This is a genomic window from Shewanella bicestrii (genome assembly GCF_002216875.1).
Taxonomy (GTDB): domain Bacteria; phylum Pseudomonadota; class Gammaproteobacteria; order Enterobacterales; family Shewanellaceae; genus Shewanella; species Shewanella seohaensis.
In genome coordinates this window covers 3,967,847-3,991,297 of record NZ_CP022358.1, presented here as the reverse complement: position 1 = coordinate 3,991,297, position 23,451 = coordinate 3,967,847, and the positions used below count along the sequence as shown (strand labels likewise).

Below are 23,451 nucleotides of genomic sequence, written 5' to 3'. Positions count from 1 at the left end.
TAGGTTTGAAGTATTAGTTGTTCAAATACCTGACTGCCATTTCGGTTCTCGACTTGGCATTGGCCTTACGCAGCAGGTTTTTCACGTGTACTTTTACCGTGCCTTCACTGATATGTAAGTGCTCTGAAATCATCCGGTTGCTTAACCCTTCTGCCAGCTGTTGCAGGATCTGTAGCTCCCTTGGGGTGAGGCTTGAAATCCATTCCTGCTCATCGGCGGCATTTTTAAGCTCGTACAGATATTCTTCAACCTCATCGCTGATCACTCTGTGGCCCAACATGGCATTTTTGAGCTTATCGAGCAGCAGATCCGGCTCGGTATCTTTCAGCAAGTATCCGTCGGCGCCAGCACGCAGCAGTCGGATCACATCTTGTTTGGCATCCGAAACGGTGAGGATCACTATCCGTGAGGTAACGCCTTCTTGTCGCATTGCGTTGAGGGTATCGAGTCCTGTCATTCCCTTCATATTCAGATCGAGCAGTACAATATCGGGCTCATCGGTGGCGACGGCGCTTAAGGCATCCAAGCCTCCGCCGACTTCACCGAAGAGACTAAAATCCGGATCGGAGGCGATCAGTTGGCAGATCCCTTTGCGAAGGAGAGGATGGTCATCGACCACGAGGACTGAATAAGGCTTACCCATGTGTAGGCTCCTGTTGGGAAGGGAAAACTAAAGTAACTTTAGTTCCCTGTGACAAATGTGATGCGTTATTGGACTCTGAGGGAGTGCCTGGGATTTGTTGATCTTGTTCTGCAATTCCCTTGCTATTAGTGTGCGTATCATTACTGCTAAATACAACAGTGCCCGCTAATTTACTGGCACGCTCGTGCATGATCCCTATGCCAAAGTGTTGATCTCGCTCCTTAAGATAACCAATTCCTATGCCGTTATCGCTCACACTGATATTGACCATGCCATTGTCATCTTTATAACAGCGAATATTGATCAGGCTGGCATTGGCATGCTTGATAGCGTTGAGTGTGGCCTCACGGGTGATCTGCAGAATGTGAATATGCTGTTTCGCCTCGAGCCATTGGGGCGCGAGTTTGTAATCGAGATGGATCTTGATATCGGTATTGGCCCTGAGTTGCTCGAGCATGGCTTCCATCGCGTTCTTCAGATTCGGTTCCTTAATGGTTAATCTGAAAGTGGATAATAACTCCCTGAGCTGTACGTAGGCTGTACTGACGCCTTCATTGATTTCCGTCAGTTGACTCTCTACCGCGGGGCTGCGGCAACTATGGTCTAAGTTTTTGCGTAGCAAACTAATTTGGATTTTGAGGAAGGACAGTACCTGACCGAGGGAGTCGTGTAATTCTCTGGCAATCACTCCGCGCTCCTCCATCAAGGCCAGCTGCTGGCGCTGCTCAGTGGCGTTATGGATAACGATGGAGCGAGTGAGCATGATGGCGAAGTTTTTAAACAGCGGCGTATTGGTATCCTGCGCCGAAATCAGTTCTAAGTAACCTAAATCGGCCTGCTCAAATTGCAGCGGAAAACGGGTGCTGTGCTGGGCATCTTCCGGCCAACCACCATCGGCTTCAACCACTTCTAACTCTTGCTCTGGGTACTGAATAATGAGCCGTAAATAGTCGATAGACTCATAATCTTTTAATTGATTTAACGCCGCTCTGAGTGCCTTGTAATCGAGTTTATTCGCGTTAAGCGTCAATAGGTTATCATATAAAAACGCGAGTTCATTATTTGCCCTAGTGAGCGCTAGGGTCTTTTCGGCGACTTGGGATTCTAAGTTGCCATACAGGGTCGCGAGCTCGCGGGCGGTTTTTTGCAGCGCATGGGTTAGGGCGGTGAGTTCAATATATTCGGTCTCGGGCATTTCTATCTCGAAGTTACCCTTTGAAATGGTGTTGGCCGATTCCATTAACTGCTGCAAGGGCACTACGACTTTTCGCTTGGTAAAACGTACCGCTAAAAAGGCGATGGCGAGCATCAGTCCGAGTCCAAAAATCTGACTCGCGGCAAGCAGGCGCAGCTTAAAGGCAGCGTGGTGCTCCATTTCTAACACCAACAAATCAATGGTATCGACAAAGTCTTTAAGCGAGGCGGCGTAATCGCGGGAGTTTTCCTGCTCAATGTAGTACTTCATCACCAGCCATTTATCGATAACGAGTTGATACTGTTCGGCGATCTTTTTCGGGCTAAGCCAACCCGTGGAGGGTTGCAATGCCTCGGAATGCAAGGTATTTTCAAACTCGGTAATTTTCTCTTGGGCGGCGTCACTGCCGGAATTGGCATAAAACATCAGCCGGTAACTTTGCATCCGCAGTGAACCCGAGGCGTTGATGGCCTTTGCATCGCCTAAACTGTAAGACAAATTGATGATTGCGAAGATGGCTAGGCTGCTGGAAAGTAAAATCAGTACTAACATTAAACCCAAAATTTTTGAGGTAAGGCTGCCTCGTTTCATATGTCCATTACCTAATATATGGCCGTTGATTTAATAGCACTTTAGTCGTGTTTTACATTAGAAAATAATGTACTACATTAACAAAAACATAAAAGTGTGAACAACAACACTATTACATTTTGATCTAGCCCAAACTTCGCTCCAGATACCTCCTAAGGGGTATGTCTTTGGAGGGGTTAAGCCACTAACTTTGGCGCTGGAGATGTCGTGATTTATTAAAATAATGCAACACGGAGATGAGATGATGAAGAAGATGACAGGTAAGTCCTTTGCACTGAGTGCATTGGTTGCCGCGAGCTTCATGGCGGCGAGTGCGATGGCGAGTGATAAAACTGAGCCTCGCAATGAAGTTTATAAAGATAAATTTAAAAATCAATATAATAGCTGGCATGACACAGCAAAGAGTGAAGAGCTAGTTGATGCGTTAGCACAGGATCCTAATATGGTTATTCTGTGGGCGGGTTATAGTTTTGCTAAAGATTACAACGCGCCTCGCGGCCATATGTATGCCGTGACTGATGTGCGTAATACGCTACGTACTGGCGCCCCTGCCAACGCGGAAGACGGCCCAATGCCAATGGCTTGTTGGAGCTGTAAGAGCCCTGACGTACCTCGCCTGATCGAAGAACAAGGTGAAGACGGTTACTTCAAAGGCAAGTGGGCTAAAGGTGGCCCGGAAGTGACCAATACTATTGGCTGTGGCGATTGCCATGAAAAAGGTTCGCCAAAACTGCGGATCTCTCGTCCTTATGTAGACCGCGCAATGGATGCTATCGGTACGCCATTTGATAAAGCCTCGAAGAAAGACAAGCAATCAATGGTTTGCGGTCAATGTCACGTTGAATACTATTTCGAGAAGAAAGAAGACAGAAAGAACTTCGTAAAATTCCCTTGGGATATGGGCATCACTGTTGACCAGATGGAAGTTTATTACGATGGTATCGAGTTCTCAGATTGGACTCACGCGTTATCTAAGACGCCAATGTTAAAAGCACAGCACCCTGAGTATGAAACTTGGAAACTGGGTATTCATGGTAAAAATAATGTCAGTTGTGTTGACTGCCATATGCCTAAAGTGACTAGCCCTGAAGGTAAGAAGTTCACTGACCATAAAGTCGGTAACCCGTTCGATCGCTTCGACGAAACCTGTGCAACTTGCCATAGCCAAACGAAAGAATTCTTAGTTGGCGTTACTAATGAGCGCAAAGCTAAAGTTAAAGAAATGAAACTTAAAGCGGAAGAGCAATTAGTGAAAGCGCACTTCGAAGCCGCTAAAGCATGGGAATTAGGTGCTACCGAAGCTGAGATGAAGCCAATTTTAACTGATATTCGCCACGCTCAATGGCGCTGGGATTTAGCCATTGCTTCGCACGGTGTTGCAGCTCACGCGCCTGAAGAAGCACTACGAGTGTTGGGTACGTCTGTTAATAAAGCCGCTGATGCTCGTGTTAAGTTAGCACAGTTGTTAGCGAAAAAAGGTTTAACAGATCCTGTTGCTATCCCAGATATCTCTACTAAAGCTAAAGCACAGGCTGCACTGGGTATGGACATGGACAAGATGAATGCAGAGAAAGAAGCATTCAAGAAAGACGTGTTACCTAAGTGGGATGAAGAAGCGAAAAAACGCGAAGCAACTTACAAGTAAACATCCTTGAATATGAGCTAACCCCTCATAGCAAAGCCCCCGCAATTTAGGTTGCGGGGGCTTTTTATTTTAATGGCCGATTTGTTTGTGCTTATTCAAGCTAGATGCTTGTTTGTTTGGTATTAACAAGGCATGACGGCATCAAGTCACAGTGCTTTCTTTACAAAATGAATTTAAGCCTCTGGCTTGCGGATAAAATCCCGCTCAAACTGCGCTGGCGTCATGGGTTTGCCATAGAGATAGCCTTGGCCTAAATCGCATTCTTCACTGCGGATAAAACTGTCCTGATGGGTGTTTTCAACTCCCTCGGCAATCACCTTAAGTTTGAGCTTTTTACCTATGGCGATAATGGCCTTAGTTAACTCCCTGTCCTGCTCGCTGTTTTCGAGTTTGCTGATAAAGCAGCGGTCGATTTTTAAGGTATCGAAGGAATACTTTTGCAGATAGCTTAGGGAAGAGTAGCCAGTGCCAAAGTCATCGAGTGAGATGCGGATCCCCAGTTCCTGCAATTGCTGAATAGCGTTATGGGCTAAGTGCTCGTCCTGCAATAGCATTCCTTCGGTGATCTCGAGCTCCAGTGCCGTGGCAGGTAATTGGTGCAGGGTTAGTAGCTCGGCAATATGTTCGGCAAAGCGGGGATTACGCATTTGCACGGGGGAGATATTGATGGCGATTTTAAAGTCCCGTTGCAGTATTCGGCACCAGTCGGCGGCTTGTTTAATGGCGCTGTGGAGCACAAAGTTACCTATCTCCATGATTTGCCCATTACGTTCGGCCAAGGCGATAAATCGGTCGGGGGGAACTTGTCCTAGCACGGGATTGTGCCAACGCAGCAGGGCTTCTGCACCAATCACTTTGTGGGTCTTGAGTTCGATAAAGGGTTGGTAGTGCAGGCTTAATTCATTGTTTCTCAGTGCATCGACTAAGTGGGACTCGAGCTGATAACGCTGGCTCAGCGCTGTTTGGGTATCTTGATTAAAAAAGCTATAGGGTGTGCCTTCGGCCTTACTAATGGTCATGGCGGCACCTGCTTTTTGCAGCAAGGTCGCGGCATCGATACCGTCGCTTGGTGCCTGCGCTATGCCGATTGACGAGGGAATAGTGATCACGAAGTCGGCGATACCAAAGGGCGAATTACAGCAGTTGATGATCTGATTCAGCAGTTTGTGGGTCTCGCGCTGCGAGGGCTTATGGGCTTGCACTAGCACAAACTCCGCCCCTGCGATGCGGGCAATAAAGGTATGGCCGTCTGTGCAATGCTGCAAGCGCTGGCTCAAGATAGTGAGTATCTTATCGCCGATAAGATAACCGTAGCTGTCATTAATGGACTTAAAGTTACGCAGCCCTAAGTAAAATACTGAGATTTTTTCTTTACGATTAATCTCTTCCAGCATATTCGCTAGGGTATTGATGAGATTGAGTCTGTTGGGTAACCCCGTCAGCGGATCGTAGCTCTTATGATACTCAAGCGAGCTTTCGGTCGTCGTACGGGTTTCAATTTCACGGATTAACTTGGCACTGAGTTCTGCCAGTTCATGGGTGCGTTGCTGCACTTTCTGTTCGAGTTGTTGGTTATGGAGCTGCAACTTAGCCTGTTGGAACAGAGTGATCAGATTGGTTTCGATAGCATTTTGAAATCGTGCCAATAAACTGCGGAACTGCTGGCTGTAGTTGCGCTCCTTACTGTCGAGCATACAAATGGTGCCGAAGGTGCTGTTATCGGGCCAATGCAAGGGCAGCCCACAATAGGCAATCATCCCCAGTTTTATGTCGGGATTTTTATCCCAATCGGTATCCTTCAAAGCGTTGGGGATGTGGAGCTCGCGGCATTCTTTCATCACGGTTTCGCAATACAGGCCATGGCCCAAATGCTCTTTATCGTGGGGCTTGTAGGGATTTCCCTGACTATGGCTTGAGGCAAATACTTCAATCTCGGTAGGGTGAACGCGCATGATAAGCGCAGCCGGCGTATCCACTATCTCGGAGAGTAGATCTAAGGTTTGTTGCCAATTCTCTAGCATCTCAGGCGGCACGGTAATCTTGCCTGTATCAATAGCGATATCCGCGAATAAACGTTCTTTTTGAGATTGTTGGAGGGCAAACTTGTAGGGCATTTGAGGCTCATCCAAAAAGCACTTTGTTATTTATACACTATAGCCTTTTTCTTCGTTTTCGAGTTTTCCAGCACGATTAAGTTCGCCTTATTTTGTAAAAACTATGTTAATTTCCGTGTTTTGGTTTCCTTAAGCTTTTGATAAGAATTCGCCCGTAGTCTGGTGCTGGGTATTTTGGCGAGTGGATAACTAAGTGCATTACATTATGAAAAGTAATGTTAGGACGACATTTTTCAGTTTTGCAAAGGGACATTTGCTCACACCTTGGCTTGTGTTTGCGGTGATTATTTTTTGGCTCGAACTGACCCATGCCGATATGCGGTTCGCCAGCTTGTTATTTCACTGGCAGGGTGGGGTCGATTCTTGGCCTTTGCGTGGCCATTGGTTGACAGAGGGGCTGCTGCATGTCACTGGGCGAAATCTGGTGATTCTGCTTGCCGTAGTCGTCGTTAGTTGCATTGGCTTAAGCTTTCGCGTCGACAAACTGCGCCCCTACCGTAAAGGCTTTATCTATTTATTCTGCAGTGTGATGGCCAGCGTGGTTTTAGTGCGCCTTGGTAAGAGTCTTACTCATATGACTTGCCCTTGGGATGTGCTTGAGTTTGGCGGTCGCATGATGCATTCATCCTTGTTTGCTCGCTTGCCTGAGGGCGCTGAGTTTGGTCAGTGTTTTCCCGGTGGACATTCGAGCGGTGGTTTTGCTTGGGTAGCAAGCTATTATGTGCTGAAGGAATATCGCCCTGCTTATGCCAAAGCGGGACTCATCTTTGGGATAGTATTAGGTGCGGTGTTTGGTTTCGCGCAGGAGCTTCGTGGTGCCCATTTCTTGAGCCACGACCTCTGGAGTTTGGCTATCGCTTGGACATCCGCCAGCTTGCTCTACTATGGCTTCTTTCTTCGTGTGCCCAAGGTCAAAAAGATTAAAGTTGCCAACAAAATCAGTATTATCAATACCAAAGAAGCCATCTCTAAGTGATAGCTGATCCCTCAAGCCATTGTTATCCCTCAAACTAGCCTGAGGCGAAAGCTTAGAAGCGAAACTCAAAGCGGATATCGCCTTGGCGCAATCTGAGTCTTTCGTCGAGGAGATGGTTTTTCTCGTTCAATAGGATGTTCTTCTGCCGCAGCAGATCGGCTTTATCGGTGAGATTGTTCAGCTTGTTGTTGATGCTGCTGATTTCGATATCGATGGCATTTAGGCGGTCGGCAATTTCAGCCAGACGCTTATTCACCAAATATTGCTCGTGTCCTTGGTTATAACGCTCAACAAACTGATTGTTGTTACAAACGCCGTAGTAACTTTCTCCAGCTAAACCTACGCGGTAGCCATTTTCGGGCAGACAATAGCTGATAAGCCCCTGCTGATACCCCTGTTGCCATTGGGCAGCATCCACCTTGAGGTTAAACTCATGACAATCCTGCTGATATTGATTGAGCAGACTCGCGTTGGCGCCTCGATTACCGTCGGCTAAGCCCGTGGCGTACCAGTCATTATCTCGGCATTCCTCGAGTGAGAGACTCGTGCATTGGGTGAGGGAGAGGGCGGTAAGAGCCAAAGCAAGATTAAGATAGCGCATTTGAAAATCAGATCAGTCACAAAAGGGCATCAGCATAAAGCTTAGGGGAGGGGAGAGCCAGTGCAATATTGCGCCCGCAATACGGTTATCCGGCACAGCGCTTTGGCTGGCTTTTCCTATCTGAGTCACAACTCGCGCGATGCAATAATGCTAAGGCATTGAGTTAATGTTAGTTTTAATTTTTAACCCATTGTATTGGATATGCTTATGCAGGTTTTGCCACCTTCATCAGATAGCTCGCCCTTGGGGACAAAACGGTCTGTGCCACACAATGAGACGGCTTCTGTGCCAGCAAAAGAGCTGAAGACGGAACTTAAGAGTGGTACAGGACCTCAAGAGTCGAGCGATAACAAGACTCAGACTGAGGTCGGCGCCCTGCAATCCTTTGCCCATGGCGCGCTTGGTCTGGCTGAGCCGCAGGGGTGTGAATCAGTCCATGAGCCGAAAGCATCGTCCCAAGAGAATGTTCAAGGTTATTACAAAGCCGGACAGTTGCTCAAGGCTGCGGCAACGGTTGGCAGTGTGATTGCGCTCTTCGTATAAATCACGATGGATTTCATAGCCTTGTTGCTTGAGTCAATCGATGCGCTCGTTAAGCCAAGGTACAGGCAATCAGGGTTAATTTTCAGCAGCTTTACTGACGGTAAATCCACTGCGTTTTGCTATTGTGTTCCTGCACGAGGTGCTTTAGTTTTTACTGAAGTCAGGTATCTTTAACTGAATCTTTTTATCTATCCTCTTTATAAGGCTGCTTTTATATGAAGATTTGCCCGGCACATTCCATCTTACGCCTAAGTAAGGTATAAGGTCGGTATGAAAACTCCTAAACGAATCCAACCTCTGGTTGATGAAGGGCTGGTTGACGAAGTCATTAGCCAACTGATGAGCGGTAAAGAGGCTACAGTGTACGTGGTACGCTGTGGTGAGGATATTCGCTGCGCCAAGGTGTATAAAGAAGCGGAGAAACGCAGTTTTAAGCAGGCGGTGGTTTACCAAGAGGGACGTAAAGTCCGTAATAGCCGCCGAGCCAGAGCGATGGAAAAAGGCTCCAAGTTTGGCCGCGAACAAATGGAAGAGGCCTGGCAGAGCGCTGAGGTCGATGCGTTGTTTCGTTTAGCCGATGCGGGCGTCAGAGTACCAACGCCCTTTGGCTGTTTCGATGGCGTATTGTTGATGGAACTCGTCACCGACAGCGAAGGCCATGTCGCGCCCCGTCTAAATGATGTGAGTTTCAGTGCCGAGCAAGCCATCCACGACCATGGGTTAGTGATGACCTATGTTAAACGTATGCTCTGCGCAGGTTTAGTTCACGGCGACTTATCCGAGTTTAACGTCCTAGTGGATGCTAATGGCCCTGTGATTATCGATTTGCCTCAGGCTGTCGATGCTGCGGCCAACAACCATGCGAAATGGATGTTGGAGCGTGATGTTAACAACATGACGCAATATTACGGTCAGTACGCCCCAGAGCTGCTCAAGACCCAATATGCCAAAGAAATGTGGGCACTGTTTGAAGCTGGGCAATTAAAAGCGGATACGCCGCTCACGGGTAAATTTACCGAAGTATTAGTCGATGCCGATGTGAATTCTGTCTTGGATGAGATCCAAGCCGCCTATGATGAGGCGCAGGAGCGTAAGCTGCGACTGCAAGAGGCTAACGAAAACTATTAGCTGACATCCCAATAAAAAAGACGCCAGATAGGCGTCTTTTGTATTGGATAAATCCTTTCGATGCAGTCATCAAAACAGTGGCATTGCCGTCCTTGGCATGGGCACTCAGTCCCTTCCTTTCCATTGAACCACTCAATAAAAGGACAAGACCTAAGGGAGAAATATATTGATGGGTCACAGAGCCCTATCGACATATTAATCTTTGGGGGAGACAACTCCCTCGAGCCTTGCCGAAACCTTTGGTGTTGCAAGCAACACAGCCATCCATGGCGCGCTATCCTAGTCTAGCGCTGGATCGTCTTTGATCCGTGAATAAAAGGACAAGACCCAAGAGGGTAATATGTTCGTGACTTGGGGGAGCACAATTCACATATTTGATCTTTGGGGGAGATAGCTCCCTCTAAAGCCTTGTCAAAACCTTTCCTCTTTTGCTATTGCATACCCTTTAAGCATTAAGTTGACAGAGCCGGATAGTAAACTGCACAGTTATTATTGTTATTTGTACGATTTATATCTTAGGTCGTTGGGGAGCGATAATAGATACCCATCCGACCCTGTCTAAACTGTTATTGATCACGCATTCTCTTCATTGGATGACAAGGCCGGACGTAAAAGGGCGCTGTTATTATTGTTTTTAGCACAACTTTCATACCGCGTTAGACCTACAGGGCAATATGCAATGGGGTCCGGCCTTGTCGATAAGGGCACTGGGCGAGGTTACCTCAACCTATAGTGCGTAATTCACTGTTTAGCTGTTTAATACGTTTCTGCAACTGCGCAATTTCAGAGATTAAAGCGCACTCCCTTTGCTGCGGCTGTTGCTCACTTTCCCTTACCCATTGGTAAACCGCTTTAGCCGAAATACCGTACTGTCGTGCGACATCAGAGAGTAATCTGCCTTTGACTTTTACTTCAAAAATAACGTCAGGTTTAAGACTATGATTGGCGATTCCCATGGGTTATCCCTCTTACTCTATGTTCTGTCTGCTTGCTGGTTCTTTCGGTGCTTTCCTTGGTGATTAGTGACGCTGTTCTATATCCCACTGGCTATGTCCTAGGTGGCGCAGGGACAACCATTCGTGGCGACAATGACTAATAAGTTTCATCAGATGTTTCATCTCTATTCTCCTCAATCCACTTAGGGATTGTGCTTCGATTACATGCCTCACAACGGGCACTTAGATTAACGTCCATTGATGTCAAACAGCTTACATAAGGTGTTGAGTGAGTGGCTTTGAGCGCCTCTGCTCTTCTACCTATTTATTAGTATGTAAAATCCGTGCCAACATTTATAAATTTATATTTATATTAAAAATCATAGTCTTACTAAAATGTTTCAAACGGTGACTTTTTTAAGCCATGTCTGAAACGGTGCAGCTTGCACTATTTCAGTGCTTTTACTCTAAATGTTGAGTAGATGATCTTAAGATGTTTTTATTTGGTGTTATTTTCGATTGGATCAGTCATAAACTGAGCAAAGAAGCGATTAAAGATTGTCTCAAAAGAGAATGCTTATATACTGCGATTTTTTATGGTGTCCTTTGGCGACTTGCCACGCCCTTTGCCTTTTGGCGGGCAAATACCATCATCAATCATGTTATGAGGTCATAAATGATGAAGCCTTCTCTGATCAAATCACTGCCAGCATCTAAGCTTGCGATTGTTGTGGTGACAGGCGCCTTGATTGCGTCTGGCTGTTCTACAGTCAATCCCTATACCAATGAGCAACAAACGGCAAAAGCAACTACTGGCGCCTTAATTGGTGCGGTTGCCGGCGCGGCTGTTGGGGTTGCGTCCTCAAGCAAGAGCGACCGCGGTAAAGGTGCCTTAATTGGTGCAGCTTCAGGCGCCGCCGTCGGCGGTGGGATTGGTTACTACATGGATGTGCAAGAAACCAAACTGCGCCAACAACTGGCTTCGACAGGCGTGAGTGTGACCCGCGACGGTGACAATATTATTCTAAATATGCCAAACGAAGTGACCTTTGGTGTAGACCAAACTGAGCTGAGTGATAGCGCTAAGCGTGTACTTAACTCAGTGGCGCTGGTGGCCAAGGAATACAGCAAGACTCAACTGAACATATTAGGTTACACCGACAGCAGCGGCTCAGATTCGTACAACCTACGTTTATCACAAGTCCGCGCCAGCGAAGTGGGCAATTACCTGATGAGCAAAGGTGTGGCTTCTGCTCGCGTTAAATCTAAGGGCATGGGTGAGGCGAGTCCTATTGCATCGAATGCGAATGCCGCAGGTCGCGCGCAAAACCGTCGAGTGGAAATTGTGTTAACCCCAACGGGGCAATAATTTCCATAAAATAAGAGTCGCCTACGGGCGACTTTTTACTCTCTGCACTCGGTGACTCTTTGCATTAGGCAACAATTTGCATTCGGGGACAATTTGTCCATTCACCTAAAAGACTTAAGTGATCTTGGCCACAATCGTCCCGATTTGAATTTATCCAGCAGCGGTAATACTTGATCCGCTAAAGGTTTTGCCGTCTTGTATGCACTAGGACATTTTCCTGTGCAAACGGAGATAACAGCATGGCAAAACAGGGTTTAGTGTTAGCAATCAGTTTAGGGTCGACATTGATGGCGGGAATGGTACAAGGCGCGCCAATGAGCGCTGAGGTGACAACCCCTATTGAACTGAGGGCCGCAGGCAGTTTAAAGGCGGCGATGAACGATATTATTGCCGCTTATCAAGCGAAATCCGACGCTAAAGTCGCGGCGCAATATGCGCCTTCAGGCCTACTACTCAAGCGGATCCAAGAGGGTGAGCGAGTGGATATCTTCGCTTCGGCGAATATGAAACACCCGCAGGCCTTAGTCGATGCGGGAGCGGGTCAACAGGTGCAAATGTTTGCCCGTAACCAGCTCTGTGCCATTGCCCAGGCGGATGTACCACTCACCAGTGCGAACTTATTAGACACCCTGCTCGTGCCGCAAATTAAGCTTGGGACATCAACGCCAAAAGCCGATCCCGCGGGGGATTATGCTTGGGCCGTGTTTGCGAAAGCCGAGGCCTTAAAAGCTAATGCAAAAACTACATTAGAAACCAAAGCATTGCAGCTAACGGGTGGGCCTGAGAGTGCTAAACCGCCCAAAGATCGCAATCCCTATGCTTGGGTGATGGAAAATAAGCAGGCGGACGTGTTCTTAACCTATTGCACCAATGCGGTGCTGGCACAAAAAGAAGTGCCGAGCCTCAAGATTGTCGATTTACCGCCAGAGTTAGCCGTTGGCGCCGACTATGGCCTATTGGTGTTAAAGGATGCCAATAGTGCGGCCGCGCCTCTGGCCGAGTTTATTTTATCCCCTGAGGGACAGGCGATTTTAACGGGCTATGGCTTTCAGCCGCCTAAAAAATAGTGGTAATCGTCTATTAAAAATGGCGCCATATGGCGCCATTTTTGTTGCTCGTTTTAGTAAGGCTTAGGTCTGTGCTAGTGCATTAAATACAGGGTCGCTAATCCTAAGAAGGCAAATAAGCCTATGACATCGGTGACTGTGGTGAGTACCATACCGCCCGCTAACGCCGGATCTACTTTCAAGCGTTTTAAGATTAGCGGAATACTGGCGCCAGCCAGTCCGGCGACTGTCATATTGATGAGCATTGCGCCGCCAATCAGGCTGGCAAGTGCCATATCATCTTTCCAAACTAATACCGCGATAAACACCAAAATCGACCACATGAGGCCGTTCAAAAAGCCAATGGCGAGTTCTTTGCCAATCAGCCAGCGAGCATTGCTCTGGCCAATATGGCCTAAGGCAATCCCGCGGATAACAAGAGCTAAGGTTTGATTACCCGCGACCCCGCCCATGCTCGGTACAATCGTCATTAAAATCGCAATAGTGGCGAATTGTTCGATTGTGCCTTCAAACATATTGCTGACAGAGGCCGCCAGCAGGGCGGCAAACAGGTTAATCGTCAGCCAGAGTGAGCGGCGGAAAGTACTCTTTACCACAGGGGCGAAGGTGTCTTCATCATCGTCCATCCCCGCCATCCCCATCATGGAGTGCTCGGCGTCTTCACGGATAACATCCACCACGTCATCGATGGTGATACGCCCGAGTAATTTGCCCTCACTGTCGACCACTGGCGCAGATACCCAGTCATGGCGCTCGAACAGCTGCGCTACTTCGCTGTCGGACATGCCCACGGGAATGCTCTCGATATCGGTATCGATAATGCTACTGATATGAGTATTGGGATCGCAGGTGAGCAGATCCGCAAGTTTTACCCCGCCGAGTACGCGATCGTGCTTATCCACCACGTATAAGGTGTCAGTGGTGTCGGGCAGATTGCCCCGTTGGCGCAAATAACGCAGTACCACATCGATATTCACATCGGGCCTTAAGGTCACAGTATCTGTGTTCATTAGGCTGCCCGCGGTTTCATCGGGGTAGGAGAGCGCTTGCTCCACCCGCTGGCGGTTTTGCAGGCTCATAGACTGCAATACTTGCTTATAGACGGTATCCGGCAAGCTTCGCAGGATATAAGCGAGATCGTCCGTATCCATACTGGCGGTCGCCTTGGCGACCCGTTCAGGGCTCATGGCGCGGATCAACGGATCTTTTAGCTCTTCACTGAGTTCATCGAGAATATCCCCGAGCTGATCTTGATCGATAAGTTGCCATAGCACTTGCCGCGCTTTAGGGGGCGAGGACTCTAAAATCAATGCGATATCCGACGCCGCCATGTTTTGCAGCATTTGCCTGACATGCACAAACATACCGCTATTGAGGGCATGGCTCAGTTGGTCGAGACGTTGTTCGACTTGTAAGCTGTCTGAGGCTTCTACAGGCATGTTTCCTCCAAGGTGGCGACGTGGATGGGGCGTTTGGCTGTTGAAGACTTAAGCCAAAGGACTTAAGCCAAAGCGCAGCAGTATATTGTAATTGAGCGCACGGGAGGGCGTCGAGTCACAAATGTGTTTTACTGGTATAAGGTGCTGAAATCAAAACCAAACAGGGTACTGAATAACGGTAGGGGGCATCGAGATGAGATGTCGAGGCAATTAGCAGGCTTCGTCGAACTTAGCGTCGATAAGCGCGCAGATGGCATTGAGCGCAGGCTCCGCATCTGGACCTTCGGCAATCAGGGTAATGGTTTTACCCATACCCGTTTCCAGCATGAGTAGCCCTAAAACACTGGCGGCAGAGGCTTGTTTTTCACCTTGGATCAGCGTAATGCTGGCATCAAACTCTGAGGCCAACACCACGAGCTTTGTCGCGGCGCGGGCATGTAAGCCGAGTTTATTGCAGATGGTGATTTGGCGCTCAAGCTTTGGCATGGCTTAACTCTCGGTGGCGGGCATTCACTTTGTGTTTGCCATTGCTAAAGCGTTTAGCCAGTTGCTCGGCCACGTAAACCGATCTGTGTTGACCGCCGGTACAGCCGATGGCGATGGTCAGATAGCTGCGGTTATTACGCTCTAAGTGGGGCAACCAAGTCTCGAGTAAATTCTCAATTTGCCAGATGAACTTGTTAACCAGCGGCTGGCGATTTAAAAACTCGGCAACGGGTTCATCTAAGCCGGTGAGAGGGCGCAGCTCGGGTTCCCAATGGGGATTGGGTAAAAAGCGCACATCAAACATAAAGTCGGCTTCGGTTGGCATACCATGCTTAAAACCGAAGGACTCGAAGTTGATCACCAGTTCCTTATCGACACTGCCAAGCAGGATTTGCCGTACTTGGTCGCTGAGTTCATAGATATTCAGATTTGAGGTATCTATGTAGTGATCCATCTGCTGTGACAGGGGCTCGAGCAATTTGCCTTCAAGTTTGATGGCTTCTTGCAGTGATACTCGGCTCTTAGATAAGGGATGTAAGCGCCGAGTCTCGCTGTAGCGCTTTAACAGTACTTTATCGCTGGAATTTAAGAAGAAGCTGGTAAGTTCAGTGCCCTCTGGCAGGCTTGCGAGCTGTTTGACGAGTACCTTGTCTTGCTCCGGCAGGTTACGTACGTCAACGCTGATGGCGACGAGATCGTTACTGCCCTTGAGCTGTTCGAGTAAGCTGCCAATCAGCGGCAACGGAAGATTATCGACACAATAATAGCCGAGATCTTCAAGCACTCTTAGTGCGACCGATTTGCCTGAGCCTGAGCGCCCTGACACTATGACCAGTTTCATCCAGTGATTACCTGATAGAGTTCCGTTTCATCATGCGTCTTGCGCAATTGCTTCAATATTTGTTTGTCGCTGAGCTTTTCAGCCATGCAGGACAAAGTGCTTAAGTGCTGTTGACATTGGTCAGCAGGCACCAGCAGCGCAAATAAAATGTCGACAGGTTGTTTATCGATAGCATCAAAGGCTATCGGCTCCTCACATTTCACCAATATGGCTATGGGTTGTGTTATATCGGTTAATCGGCCATGTGGAATGGCGATGCCGTTACCTATACCTGTGCTCCCCATCTTTTCGCGCGCCACTAGGCTTTCGAAGATCTCTTGAGATGAGAGGGTGGGGTACTGGGCAGCGGCTAAGTCGCTGATAAGTTCCAGTACCTTTTTCTTACTGCCCGGAGTGGCGCAGGTCGTGCATTCCGGCCGCAGTATGGTACGAAGTTCCATTGCTAGTGTTTTGTTAACTTCTCTTTGTGTTTAATAACCTGACGATCAAGCTTGTCGATCAGGACGTCTATGGCAGCATACATATCTGCATGCTCTGAAGTCGCGAAGACTTCACCACCGGTGAGGTTGATTCTCGCTTCGGCAATTTGTTGCATTTTCTCAACATTGAGCACAACGTGCACATTATTGATCTGTTCGAAATGACGTTCAAGTTTTGAAAACTTTTCCTCAACATAAGCCCGTAACGATTCAGTAATCTCGATATGGTGTCCACTCAGGTTTATTTGCATATAAACGTCCTCCGATTTCCACTTTAGGCTATAAACTTTTACGCTGATTGGAAGGGGGAATAAGCATCGCTTCTCGGTACTTCGCAATGGTTCTGCGCGCAACGTTAATTCCCTGTTCTGCCAGAAGCTGTGCCATCTTGCTGTCGCTTAATGGTTTTTTCTGGTTTTCCGCTGCAACCAGTTTCTTAATGAAGGCTCTGATTGCCGTGGATGAGCACTCACCGCCATCATCAGTCCCGACGTGGCTTGAGAAGAAATATTTTAGTTCAAAAAGTCCCTTTGGGGTATGCATGTATTTTTGTGTCGTCACCCGTGAAATGGTGGACTCATGCATCTCTACCGCCTCGGCGATATCGTTCAGGACCATAGGTTTCATGGCTTCTTCACCGTATTCGAAGAAGCCCTGTTGATATTGCACTATGCAGTTTGCCACCTTGAGCAGTGTTTCGTTACGGCTTTCAAGGCTTTTGATAAACCACTTGGCTTCTTGCAGATGCCCGCGGATAAATTGGCTATCGGCTTGGCTTTTGGTGCTACGCGCCATGGCTGCATATTGCTGATTAACATTGATTTTTGGCATGTAATCTGGATTTAACTCGACCACCCAGCGACCGTTTTTCTTCGATACCGATACATCGGGGATGACATATTCTTCATCAACAGGGGTGATGAGCAAACCGGGGCGAGGGTTTAAGGTTTGGATCAGCGCTATGCTGTCCCTTAACTCGTCCTCTTTAAGTTTGGTCTTACGCATCAACAACCTAAAGTCGCGGGCAGCGATCAGATCTAAATGATCTTTGATCAACATGCGGGCGTTTTCGAGGTGTGGGGTATCCGGCGAAAAATGGGAGAGTTGGATAAGCAGACATTCGCTTAAATCCCTTGCGGCGACACCAACGGGATCGAAGTGTTGAATACGCTTAAGTACTGCTTCGACTTCATCCAGTTCTATCTCAGGATTGCCCATGGCCTCGAGGATATCTTCAGTACTTTGAGTGAGATAACCTTGATCGTCGATGGCATCAATAATCGCGGTGGCGATGGCTAAATCGGTTTCAGAGAAGGGCGTGAGGTTTTTCTGCCATTCTAAATGCTCGTACAGGCCTTCACTGGTTTCCCCTTGGAAGGGCATGTCATCTTCACGGCTGGCGCCAGAACCTGAGTTTGGCGAGGCGGTAAAGACTTCATCCCAGGTAGTATCCATGGGCAGTTCTTCGGGCAGGGATTCTTTGGTCAACGACTCGGCAATGTCCACGGTGGAATTGTCTTGTTCCTGTGGCAGGGCCGTTGTTTCGCTAAAGTCGGTATCGGCGATATCTTGCTTACGTTCGGTAGGCGCGTCGAATTGCTCCTCTTCCAGCTCGAGAAGAGGATTAGAGTCTAAGGCTTGCTGGATCTCTTGCTGCAGTTCCAATGACGACAATTGCAACAGACGAATGGCCTGTTGGAGTTGTGGCGTCATGGTTAACTGTTGACCCAGTTTGAGCTGGAGTGACGCTTTCATGTTACCGCTGATCCCTACGTTATTATTTTGAATTTAGGCCGCTTGTTATCATATTGATGGCGCTTATAAGCCAAAATTCAAGGCTAATTGGCTCTGTTTCAGTAACTATAGCCTGAATTGTTCACCTAAGTACACAGCCCTAACTTGCTGATTGTCTAAGATCTCTGCGGGAGTTCCTTCGGCAATCAGGTTTCCGTGACTAACAATGTAGGCATGTTCACAGACGTCTAAGGTCTCGCGCACATTGTGGTCTGTGATCAGTACCCCAAGGCCTCGGCTCTTGAGTTGTTCGATGATTTTCTTGATATCGATAACCGAAATCGGGTCGACACCGGCGAAGGGTTCATCGAGCAGAATAAACTTAGGATTGGCCGCTAAGGCGCGGGCAATTTCGACACGGCGACGTTCACCGCCCGATAACGACATGCCTTGGCTATCGCGAATATGGGTGATATGGAACTCTTCGAGCAGATGTTCCAGCTCTTCTTCGCGTTGATCGCGATTGAGCTCTTTACGGGTTTGCAGTACCGCCATGATATTGTCGTGCACGGTCAGCTTGCGAAAGATACTGGCTTCCTGTGGCAGGTAACCAATGCCTTTACGGGCGCGCAGGTGCATGGGATCGGCGGTTAAATCATCATCGTCGATAAAGATATGGCCTTTATCGCTTTTAACTAAGCCCACGACCATATAAAAGGTGGTGGTTTTACCCGCGCCGTTTGGGCCGAGTAGGCCGACGACTTGACCCGTTTTCACCGTCAGGCAGACATCTTTCACAACCTGACGACTCTTATAACTCTTAGCGAGATTCTGTGCTTTTAAGGTGATTTGGGTCATTTAGAGTCCTGTTTTTTCACAGGTTTGTCCGCGGGCTGGTTCTTGATCTCTTCCTGATAGTTATCAGGTTGAATAATGGTAATCACGCGATCATCACCGCTACCCGTACTCTCAGCGATCAATTTTTGCTGAATAATATCGTAACGGATGAGGTTACCCGTCACTTGGCTACCCGCTTGGTCTAGGCTCGCTGAGCCCGTCAAAGTTAGGGTGCGGGTCGCCATTTCGTAGCGAATTTCTTTCGCGCTCGCTGAAGCTGGGCGTCCATCGTCGAGGATCTGGCTATACGTCGCAGGATTACCGGTTGCCACTAAAATCTTGCTGTTTTCCCCTTCGGCAGAAAATGCACGTAGTTGATCTGCATGGATTTTGATCGATCCTTGGGTGACTTCAACCGGACCGAAGAAAATGATCTGGTTGTTTTTAATGTCCGCAGTTTGGCTAACGGCTTTAATTTTCACTTCTTGCTGTAAGTCACCAACCTTGGCGAAGGCGCTCATGCTGGTGATTAGCATTAGGCCGGCAAGTAATATGTTATTTTGCTTCATAGGTTCCTACTACCTGACTGGTCAATTGCACTTCCTGCGCGTTAAGGTCGGCATAAAGGCCTTGCCCTTGAATATTAAAATCTTTCCCTGTGACGTAAATGATGCGGTCAGAGGTCATTATCATAGTGTTGAGATCGAGTTCTAAAAAACTGGTGGACAATGTCTGTATGGGTTCACCAGGGCTGATGGCATCGATAATAACATTATTTTCTAATACAACCTTGCCGGTATCTTTATTGAGTCGACCTTGGTCGGCTCGGATCTGCCATTTTGCTTTACCTTGGTCGGGATAGACAAGATAGACGGGCTCAGTAAAGTCGGTTTGGTTTTTCAGCTCATAGTGTTCCATGTGCTTTGCCGTGACGCGACTGTTAACTTGCCCTTGCTCATTAAACTCAATGCTGCGCAGATCTTCGATAATGTAATCGGGTCTGTCACTGACGTTCAAGCTGTCATCCGTATCGCCACCGCGTTTTTGCTGCACTTGCCAATATAGCACCAGCGCAGTACCAAAAAAGGCGATAATGGCGAGGGTCACACGACTCATATGCTCATCCCATGGGCGGAAGTGAACTTATTTTGGCTCAGCAAGAGCAGATCCGTGAGTTCCCTGAGTGCGCCATGTCCACCATTCAAGTGAGTCACAAAATGGGCATGTTGACGGACATAGGGATGACCATCGGCAACACAGACGGCCAAGCCGACCACATTCATCACCGGCAAGTCGACAATATCATCACCGATATAGGCGACTTCTTCTGGGGTGACATTGTAGAGCGACAGCAGCTCTTCATAGGGAACGAATTTATTATCCACGCCCTGATAAATATGCGTCACACCCAGAGCCGTCATACGGTTTTCGACAATTTTAGACTGACGGCCAGTGATCACCGCCAGATTAAAACCACTGGTCAATAATGAGCGCACGCCATAACCATCACGGGTGTGGAAGGCTTTGAGTTCTTCCCCTGAGTTGCTCAAATAAATGCGGCCGTCGGAAAACACCCCGTCCACATCGCAGATCAGCAGTTTAATTTTTTGCGCCCTTTGCCAAACATCGTCGCTGATGGGGCCATAAAAACCTTGCAGTGGCATTAAATCACTCCCGCTTTAACCATATCGAGCATATTGAGGGCTCCGACAGGATGATGTTCTTTATCTATCACTATCAGGCCGTTGATATTTTTGGAATCCATTACTTGCAGCGCCTGCGCCGCTAAAACGTTTTCAGTAATTGTGACACAGTTTCGCGTCATCACATCGGCAATCGGCGTGGTGCGTAGATTGACTTGGGCATCGATAACGCGGCGCAGGTCGCCGTCGGTAAAGATACCCACGAGTTTGTTTTGTTCATCGATAACCGCGGTCATGCCAAGGCCTTTCTTGGAGATCTCATACAGGGCATCGGTGATGCAGATATCGTGTTTAACCAGTGGTAAATCATCGCCGCTGTGCATCACGTTGCTGACTTTAAGCAGTAGCTTACGACCTAAGGCGCCGCCCGGATGGGACATGGCGAAATCTTCCCGGGTAAAGCCTTTGGCTTGCAGCAGCGCAATGGCGATGGCATCGCCCATGACTAAGGTTGCAGTGGTGCTTGAGGTTGGCGCAAGCCCAAGCGGGCAGGCTTCCTCTGGTACTTCAATACATAAATGAATTTTAGATAGACGCGCCATAGTGGATTCTGGCTTGCCTGTCATGGCAATCACAGGGATGGCTTTACGTTGGATAACTGGCATCAGCGCGAGGATTTCGCTCGATTCGCCCGAGTTTGAAATCGCAAGAATCACATCATTGTCAGAGAGTACACCTAGGTCACCATGGCTGGCTTCGCCTGGATGGACAAAAAACGCTGGGGTGCCTGTGCTGGCGAGGGTGGCCGAGATTTTATTGCCAATGTGGCCTGATTTCCCCATCCCCATCACGATCACTTTGCCGGTGCAGTTGAGAATTAACTCGCAGGCTTGGGCAAATTCAACGGAATCGACATATTGATAAAGATTGTCGAGGGCCGATTTTTCAATATCGATGACTTTACAGCCCCACTGGCGCAATTGTGATTGGTCTACCATGTCTATCTCTCTTCTTGCATTGTCTTTGTCGCCCCGTTCTGGGATTGGAATAGCACAATTTGGTACGCGATAAAGATGATAAAATTAACGGCTTCTTACTCGGAGTAGCGTCTTATTGTTCTGCCATTGCCTATAGGGTTTGCGGCAATAGGGCAGGATAACCTGTTTAGCGATTGAATGCCTTGAGCAAAATCATCGTCTTGGTTGTTTTGTGCTGCCACTTTTACTGCTATGGCCGCCATGATAACCAGTTTGACATTCAATATGGCTTTTGAGTTAAGTTGTCATGCCTAGTTCAGTGTTATTTCGCTTATCTTATTAGCCTTAACTAAACAATCCTGCTGATTAATCAACAAGGATGAAAACATTAAGTAACACTTTATCTTCACAGAGCGAAAACTTAGGGCGCATTCTCGCTGGAAATGAGGCAAATTGAAAGTATCGCAGGACGATAGTGTCGATTCTGTTGTAGGTTAAAGCGCAATTACGTACAATTTGCGGCTCTTCGATTGGTCTGGGCAGGAAGCGTAGGCCACCTCTTTTCAAATATCGGAATCAAGCATGACTCAAGAACAAACGCCGTTGGTTGAGATCCGTCATTTGGGCTTCAGCCGTGGCCAGCGTGTCATATATGAAGATATTAGCCTGTCTATCCCTCGGGGCAAAGTGACCGCCATTATGGGCCCCAGTGGTATAGGTAAAACCACTTTGCTTAAGCTTATCGGTGGCCAATTAACGCCCGATAGCGGCCAAGTGTTGTTCGATGGTCAGGATGTGCATGCCGCGAGTCGTAGCCAATTATTCGAACTGCGTAAGCGCATGAGCATGTTGTTTCAAAGTGGGGCCTTATTTACCGATATCAACGTCTTCGATAACGTCGCCTTTGCGCTGCGTGAGCATTCGGGCTTACCCGAAGAGATTATTCGTTCAATCGTATTGATGAAACTCGAAGCCGTTGGCCTGCGTGGCGCCGCGCAGATGATGCCAAGTGAGTTATCCGGTGGGATGCAGCGCCGCGCTGCCCTTGCTCGTGCGATCGCCCTTGAGCCTGAAATGGTGATGTATGATGAGCCTTTTGCCGGACAAGACCCGATTTCCATGGGCGTGCTGGTGAAGCTTATCCGCGAACTCTCCGATGCGTTGAATCTGACCTCGATCGTGGTGTCCCACGATGTGGATGAAGTGCTCGGCATTGCAGATTATGTGTATGTAGTGGCCGATAAAAGAGTGATCGCCCATGGCACGCCTGAGGAGTTAAAGCATGCGGATAATCCGCAGCTCAAACAGTTTATTCAAGGCGCGCCTGACGGCCCTGTGCCGTTCCACTATCCGGCGAAGGATTATCAGCAAGAATTAATGGCTAAAGGAGCTGGCAAGTGAAGTTATTCGACAGTATTGCCGACCTCGGCCACAGCGCTATCGAGTTAGTGCTCGGTTTTGGCCGTGCTGGCCTGATGCTCTGGGGCGCGATTTTTCGCTGGCCTCGGGTGCGTAAAGGTTTTCCATTATTAGTGCGCCAAATCTATGTGGTCGGCGTACAATCTATGGTCATTATTGTGGTCTCGGGCCTGTTTATCGGCATGGTGTTGGCGCTGCAGGGCTACAACATCTTAGTCGGTTTCGGTACTGAGGAGAGCTTAGGCCCCATGGTGGCCCTGAGCTTACTGCGTGAACTCGGTCCTGTAGTCACAGCGCTATTATTTGCGGGCCGCGCGGGCTCGGCGCTGACCGCCGAAATCGGTCTGATGAAGAGTACCGAGCAATTATCTAGCTTAGAGATGATGGCGATTGACCCACTCAGGCAAATCATTGCGCCACGTTTTTGGGCGGGGGTGATCAGCATGCCACTGTTGGCGCTGATGTTTACTGCGGTAGGCATTTATGGCGGCCATTTAGTGGGCGTGGAATGGAAAGGTATCGATGGCGGGGCTTTCTGGTCGATTCTGCAAGCCTCGGTCGAATGGCGCCAAGACATAGTGAACTGCCTGATTAAGAGCGGCGTGTTTGCCGTGGTGGTGACTTGGATTGCTTTATACCGCGGCTATCAAGTGGTGCCCAATCCTGAAGGGATCAGCCGTGCAACCACCTCAACCGTGGTGCAATCGAGCCTAGCCGTACTGGCATTGGACTTTTTACTAACAGCCCTGATGTTTGGCCGCTAACGGATTGCAGCGCCAAGGATACAGA

24 protein-coding genes are annotated in these 23,451 nt (G+C 48.4%); 8 read left to right on the top strand and 16 right to left on the bottom strand.

Annotated features, from left to right (window positions below):
• Nucleotides 1-13: 13 nt before the first annotated feature.
• Both CF168_RS17520 and narQ read right to left on the bottom strand, forming a co-directional pair.
• A complete protein-coding gene (locus CF168_RS17520; RefSeq protein ID WP_011621455.1) occupies nt 14-643 on the bottom strand; it encodes a response regulator in 630 nt (209 codons plus the stop codon).
• Nucleotides 636-2,429, bottom strand: a complete 1,794-nt coding sequence (gene narQ, locus CF168_RS17515) for a nitrate/nitrite two-component system sensor histidine kinase NarQ (protein ID WP_089068485.1) — start codon at nt 2,427-2,429, stop codon at nt 636-638. The genes CF168_RS17520 and narQ overlap by 8 nt, the downstream gene beginning before the upstream one ends.
• Nucleotides 2,430-2,670: 241 nt before the next feature.
• Here narQ and nrfA point away from each other — a divergent pair, with 241 nt between their 5' ends.
• On the top strand, nt 2,671-4,074 hold the full coding sequence (gene nrfA, locus CF168_RS17510) for an ammonia-forming nitrite reductase cytochrome c552 subunit (protein ID WP_089068484.1): 1,404 nt from the start codon (nt 2,671-2,673) through the stop codon (nt 4,072-4,074).
• Between the two features lie 173 nt (nt 4,075-4,247).
• Here the strand turns inward: nrfA and CF168_RS17505 are convergent, their stop codons facing one another.
• Entirely contained in the window at nt 4,248-6,188 is a 1,941-nt protein-coding gene (locus CF168_RS17505; RefSeq protein WP_089068483.1) for a bifunctional diguanylate cyclase/phosphodiesterase, read from the bottom strand.
• A 205-nt stretch (nt 6,189-6,393) separates the two neighbouring features.
• Here CF168_RS17505 and CF168_RS17500 point away from each other — a divergent pair, with 205 nt between their 5' ends.
• A complete protein-coding gene (locus CF168_RS17500; RefSeq protein ID WP_089068482.1) occupies nt 6,394-7,164 on the top strand; it encodes a phosphatase PAP2 family protein in 771 nt (256 codons plus the stop codon).
• A gap of 52 nt (nt 7,165-7,216) precedes the next feature.
• Here CF168_RS17500 and CF168_RS17495 read toward each other — a convergent pair whose 3' ends face one another.
• Nucleotides 7,217-7,765 (bottom strand): DUF2799 domain-containing protein, encoded by a 549-nt coding sequence (locus tag CF168_RS17495; protein WP_089068481.1) that lies wholly within the window; start codon nt 7,763-7,765, stop codon nt 7,217-7,219.
• Nucleotides 7,766-7,966: 201 nt separating this feature from the next.
• Between CF168_RS17495 and CF168_RS17490 the strand changes: the two genes are divergently transcribed.
• Both CF168_RS17490 and CF168_RS17485 read left to right on the top strand, forming a co-directional pair.
• Entirely contained in the window at nt 7,967-8,308 is a 342-nt protein-coding gene (locus tag CF168_RS17490; RefSeq protein WP_089068480.1) for a hypothetical protein, read from the top strand.
• Nucleotides 8,309-8,578: 270 nt separating this feature from the next.
• The gene (locus tag CF168_RS17485; protein WP_011715841.1) at nt 8,579-9,436 is read left to right on the top strand and encodes a PA4780 family RIO1-like protein kinase; all 858 of its coding nucleotides are present in this window, start codon (nt 8,579-8,581) and stop codon (nt 9,434-9,436) included.
• 722 nt (nt 9,437-10,158) lie between these two features.
• Here CF168_RS17485 and CF168_RS17480 read toward each other — a convergent pair.
• Nucleotides 10,159-10,392 (bottom strand): transposase, encoded by a 234-nt coding sequence (locus CF168_RS17480; RefSeq protein ID WP_011621463.1) that lies wholly within the window; start codon nt 10,390-10,392, stop codon nt 10,159-10,161.
• Nucleotides 10,393-11,047: 655 nt separating this feature from the next.
• On the opposite strand from CF168_RS17480, the gene CF168_RS17470 reads away from it, so the two are divergent.
• Entirely contained in the window at nt 11,048-11,740 is a 693-nt protein-coding gene (locus tag CF168_RS17470; RefSeq protein WP_089068479.1) for an OmpA family protein, read from the top strand.
• Nucleotides 11,741-11,979: 239 nt separating this feature from the next.
• The gene (locus tag CF168_RS17465) at nt 11,980-12,807 is read left to right on the top strand and encodes a molybdate ABC transporter substrate-binding protein (protein ID WP_089068478.1); all 828 of its coding nucleotides are present in this window, start codon (nt 11,980-11,982) and stop codon (nt 12,805-12,807) included.
• Nucleotides 12,808-12,881: 74 nt separating this feature from the next.
• On the opposite strand, the gene mgtE is transcribed toward CF168_RS17465, so the two are convergent.
• The 11 genes from mgtE to CF168_RS17410 form a co-directional block, all read right to left on the bottom strand.
• A complete protein-coding gene (mgtE, locus tag CF168_RS17460; protein ID WP_011627202.1) occupies nt 12,882-14,246 on the bottom strand; it encodes a magnesium transporter in 1,365 nt (454 codons plus the stop codon).
• A 210-nt stretch (nt 14,247-14,456) separates the two neighbouring features.
• On the bottom strand, nt 14,457-14,732 hold the full coding sequence (locus tag CF168_RS17455; protein WP_011621467.1) for an HPr family phosphocarrier protein: 276 nt from the start codon (nt 14,730-14,732) through the stop codon (nt 14,457-14,459).
• Nucleotides 14,719-15,573, bottom strand: a complete 855-nt coding sequence (gene rapZ, locus CF168_RS17450) for an RNase adapter RapZ (RefSeq protein ID WP_011073702.1) — start codon at nt 15,571-15,573, stop codon at nt 14,719-14,721. The genes CF168_RS17455 and rapZ overlap by 14 nt, the downstream gene beginning before the upstream one ends.
• Entirely contained in the window at nt 15,570-16,013 is a 444-nt protein-coding gene (gene ptsN / locus CF168_RS17445) for a PTS IIA-like nitrogen regulatory protein PtsN (protein ID WP_011621469.1), read from the bottom strand. Before ptsN ends, rapZ begins: the two co-directional genes overlap by 4 nt.
• A gap of 2 nt (nt 16,014-16,015) precedes the next feature.
• Nucleotides 16,016-16,303 carry a ribosome hibernation promoting factor gene (gene hpf, locus CF168_RS17440; RefSeq protein ID WP_007650503.1) on the bottom strand — a complete coding sequence of 96 codons (288 nt, stop codon included), beginning with the start codon at nt 16,301-16,303 and terminating at the stop codon, nt 16,016-16,018.
• A 28-nt stretch (nt 16,304-16,331) separates the two neighbouring features.
• Nucleotides 16,332-17,807 carry an RNA polymerase factor sigma-54 gene (locus CF168_RS17435; protein WP_089068477.1) on the bottom strand — a complete coding sequence of 492 codons (1,476 nt, stop codon included), beginning with the start codon at nt 17,805-17,807 and terminating at the stop codon, nt 16,332-16,334.
• A gap of 105 nt (nt 17,808-17,912) precedes the next feature.
• On the bottom strand, nt 17,913-18,644 hold the full coding sequence (lptB, locus tag CF168_RS17430; RefSeq protein ID WP_089068476.1) for an LPS export ABC transporter ATP-binding protein: 732 nt from the start codon (nt 18,642-18,644) through the stop codon (nt 17,913-17,915).
• Nucleotides 18,641-19,192: a lipopolysaccharide transport periplasmic protein LptA gene (gene lptA / locus CF168_RS17425; RefSeq protein ID WP_088211738.1), complete on the bottom strand. Its 552-nt coding sequence runs from the start codon at nt 19,190-19,192 to the stop codon at nt 18,641-18,643. Before lptA ends, lptB begins: the two co-directional genes overlap by 4 nt.
• Entirely contained in the window at nt 19,179-19,739 is a 561-nt protein-coding gene (gene lptC, locus CF168_RS17420) for an LPS export ABC transporter periplasmic protein LptC (protein ID WP_011715847.1), read from the bottom strand. Before lptC ends, lptA begins: the two co-directional genes overlap by 14 nt.
• Complete coding sequence (kdsC, locus tag CF168_RS17415) at nt 19,736-20,287, bottom strand: 3-deoxy-manno-octulosonate-8-phosphatase KdsC (RefSeq protein WP_089068475.1); 552 nt, start codon at nt 20,285-20,287, stop codon at nt 19,736-19,738. The genes lptC and kdsC overlap by 4 nt, the downstream gene beginning before the upstream one ends.
• The gene (locus CF168_RS17410; protein WP_011715849.1) at nt 20,287-21,264 is read right to left on the bottom strand and encodes a KpsF/GutQ family sugar-phosphate isomerase; all 978 of its coding nucleotides are present in this window, start codon (nt 21,262-21,264) and stop codon (nt 20,287-20,289) included. Before CF168_RS17410 ends, kdsC begins: the two co-directional genes overlap by 1 nt.
• Nucleotides 21,265-21,825: 561 nt before the next feature.
• On the opposite strand from CF168_RS17410, the gene mlaF reads away from it, so the two are divergent.
• Both mlaF and mlaE read left to right on the top strand, forming a co-directional pair.
• Nucleotides 21,826-22,644 (top strand): phospholipid ABC transporter ATP-binding protein MlaF, encoded by an 819-nt coding sequence (gene mlaF, locus CF168_RS17405; protein WP_011715850.1) that lies wholly within the window; start codon nt 21,826-21,828, stop codon nt 22,642-22,644.
• The gene (mlaE, locus tag CF168_RS17400) at nt 22,641-23,426 is read left to right on the top strand and encodes a lipid asymmetry maintenance ABC transporter permease subunit MlaE (protein WP_089068474.1); all 786 of its coding nucleotides are present in this window, start codon (nt 22,641-22,643) and stop codon (nt 23,424-23,426) included. Before mlaF ends, mlaE begins: the two co-directional genes overlap by 4 nt.
• Nucleotides 23,427-23,451: the final 25 nt, after the last annotated feature.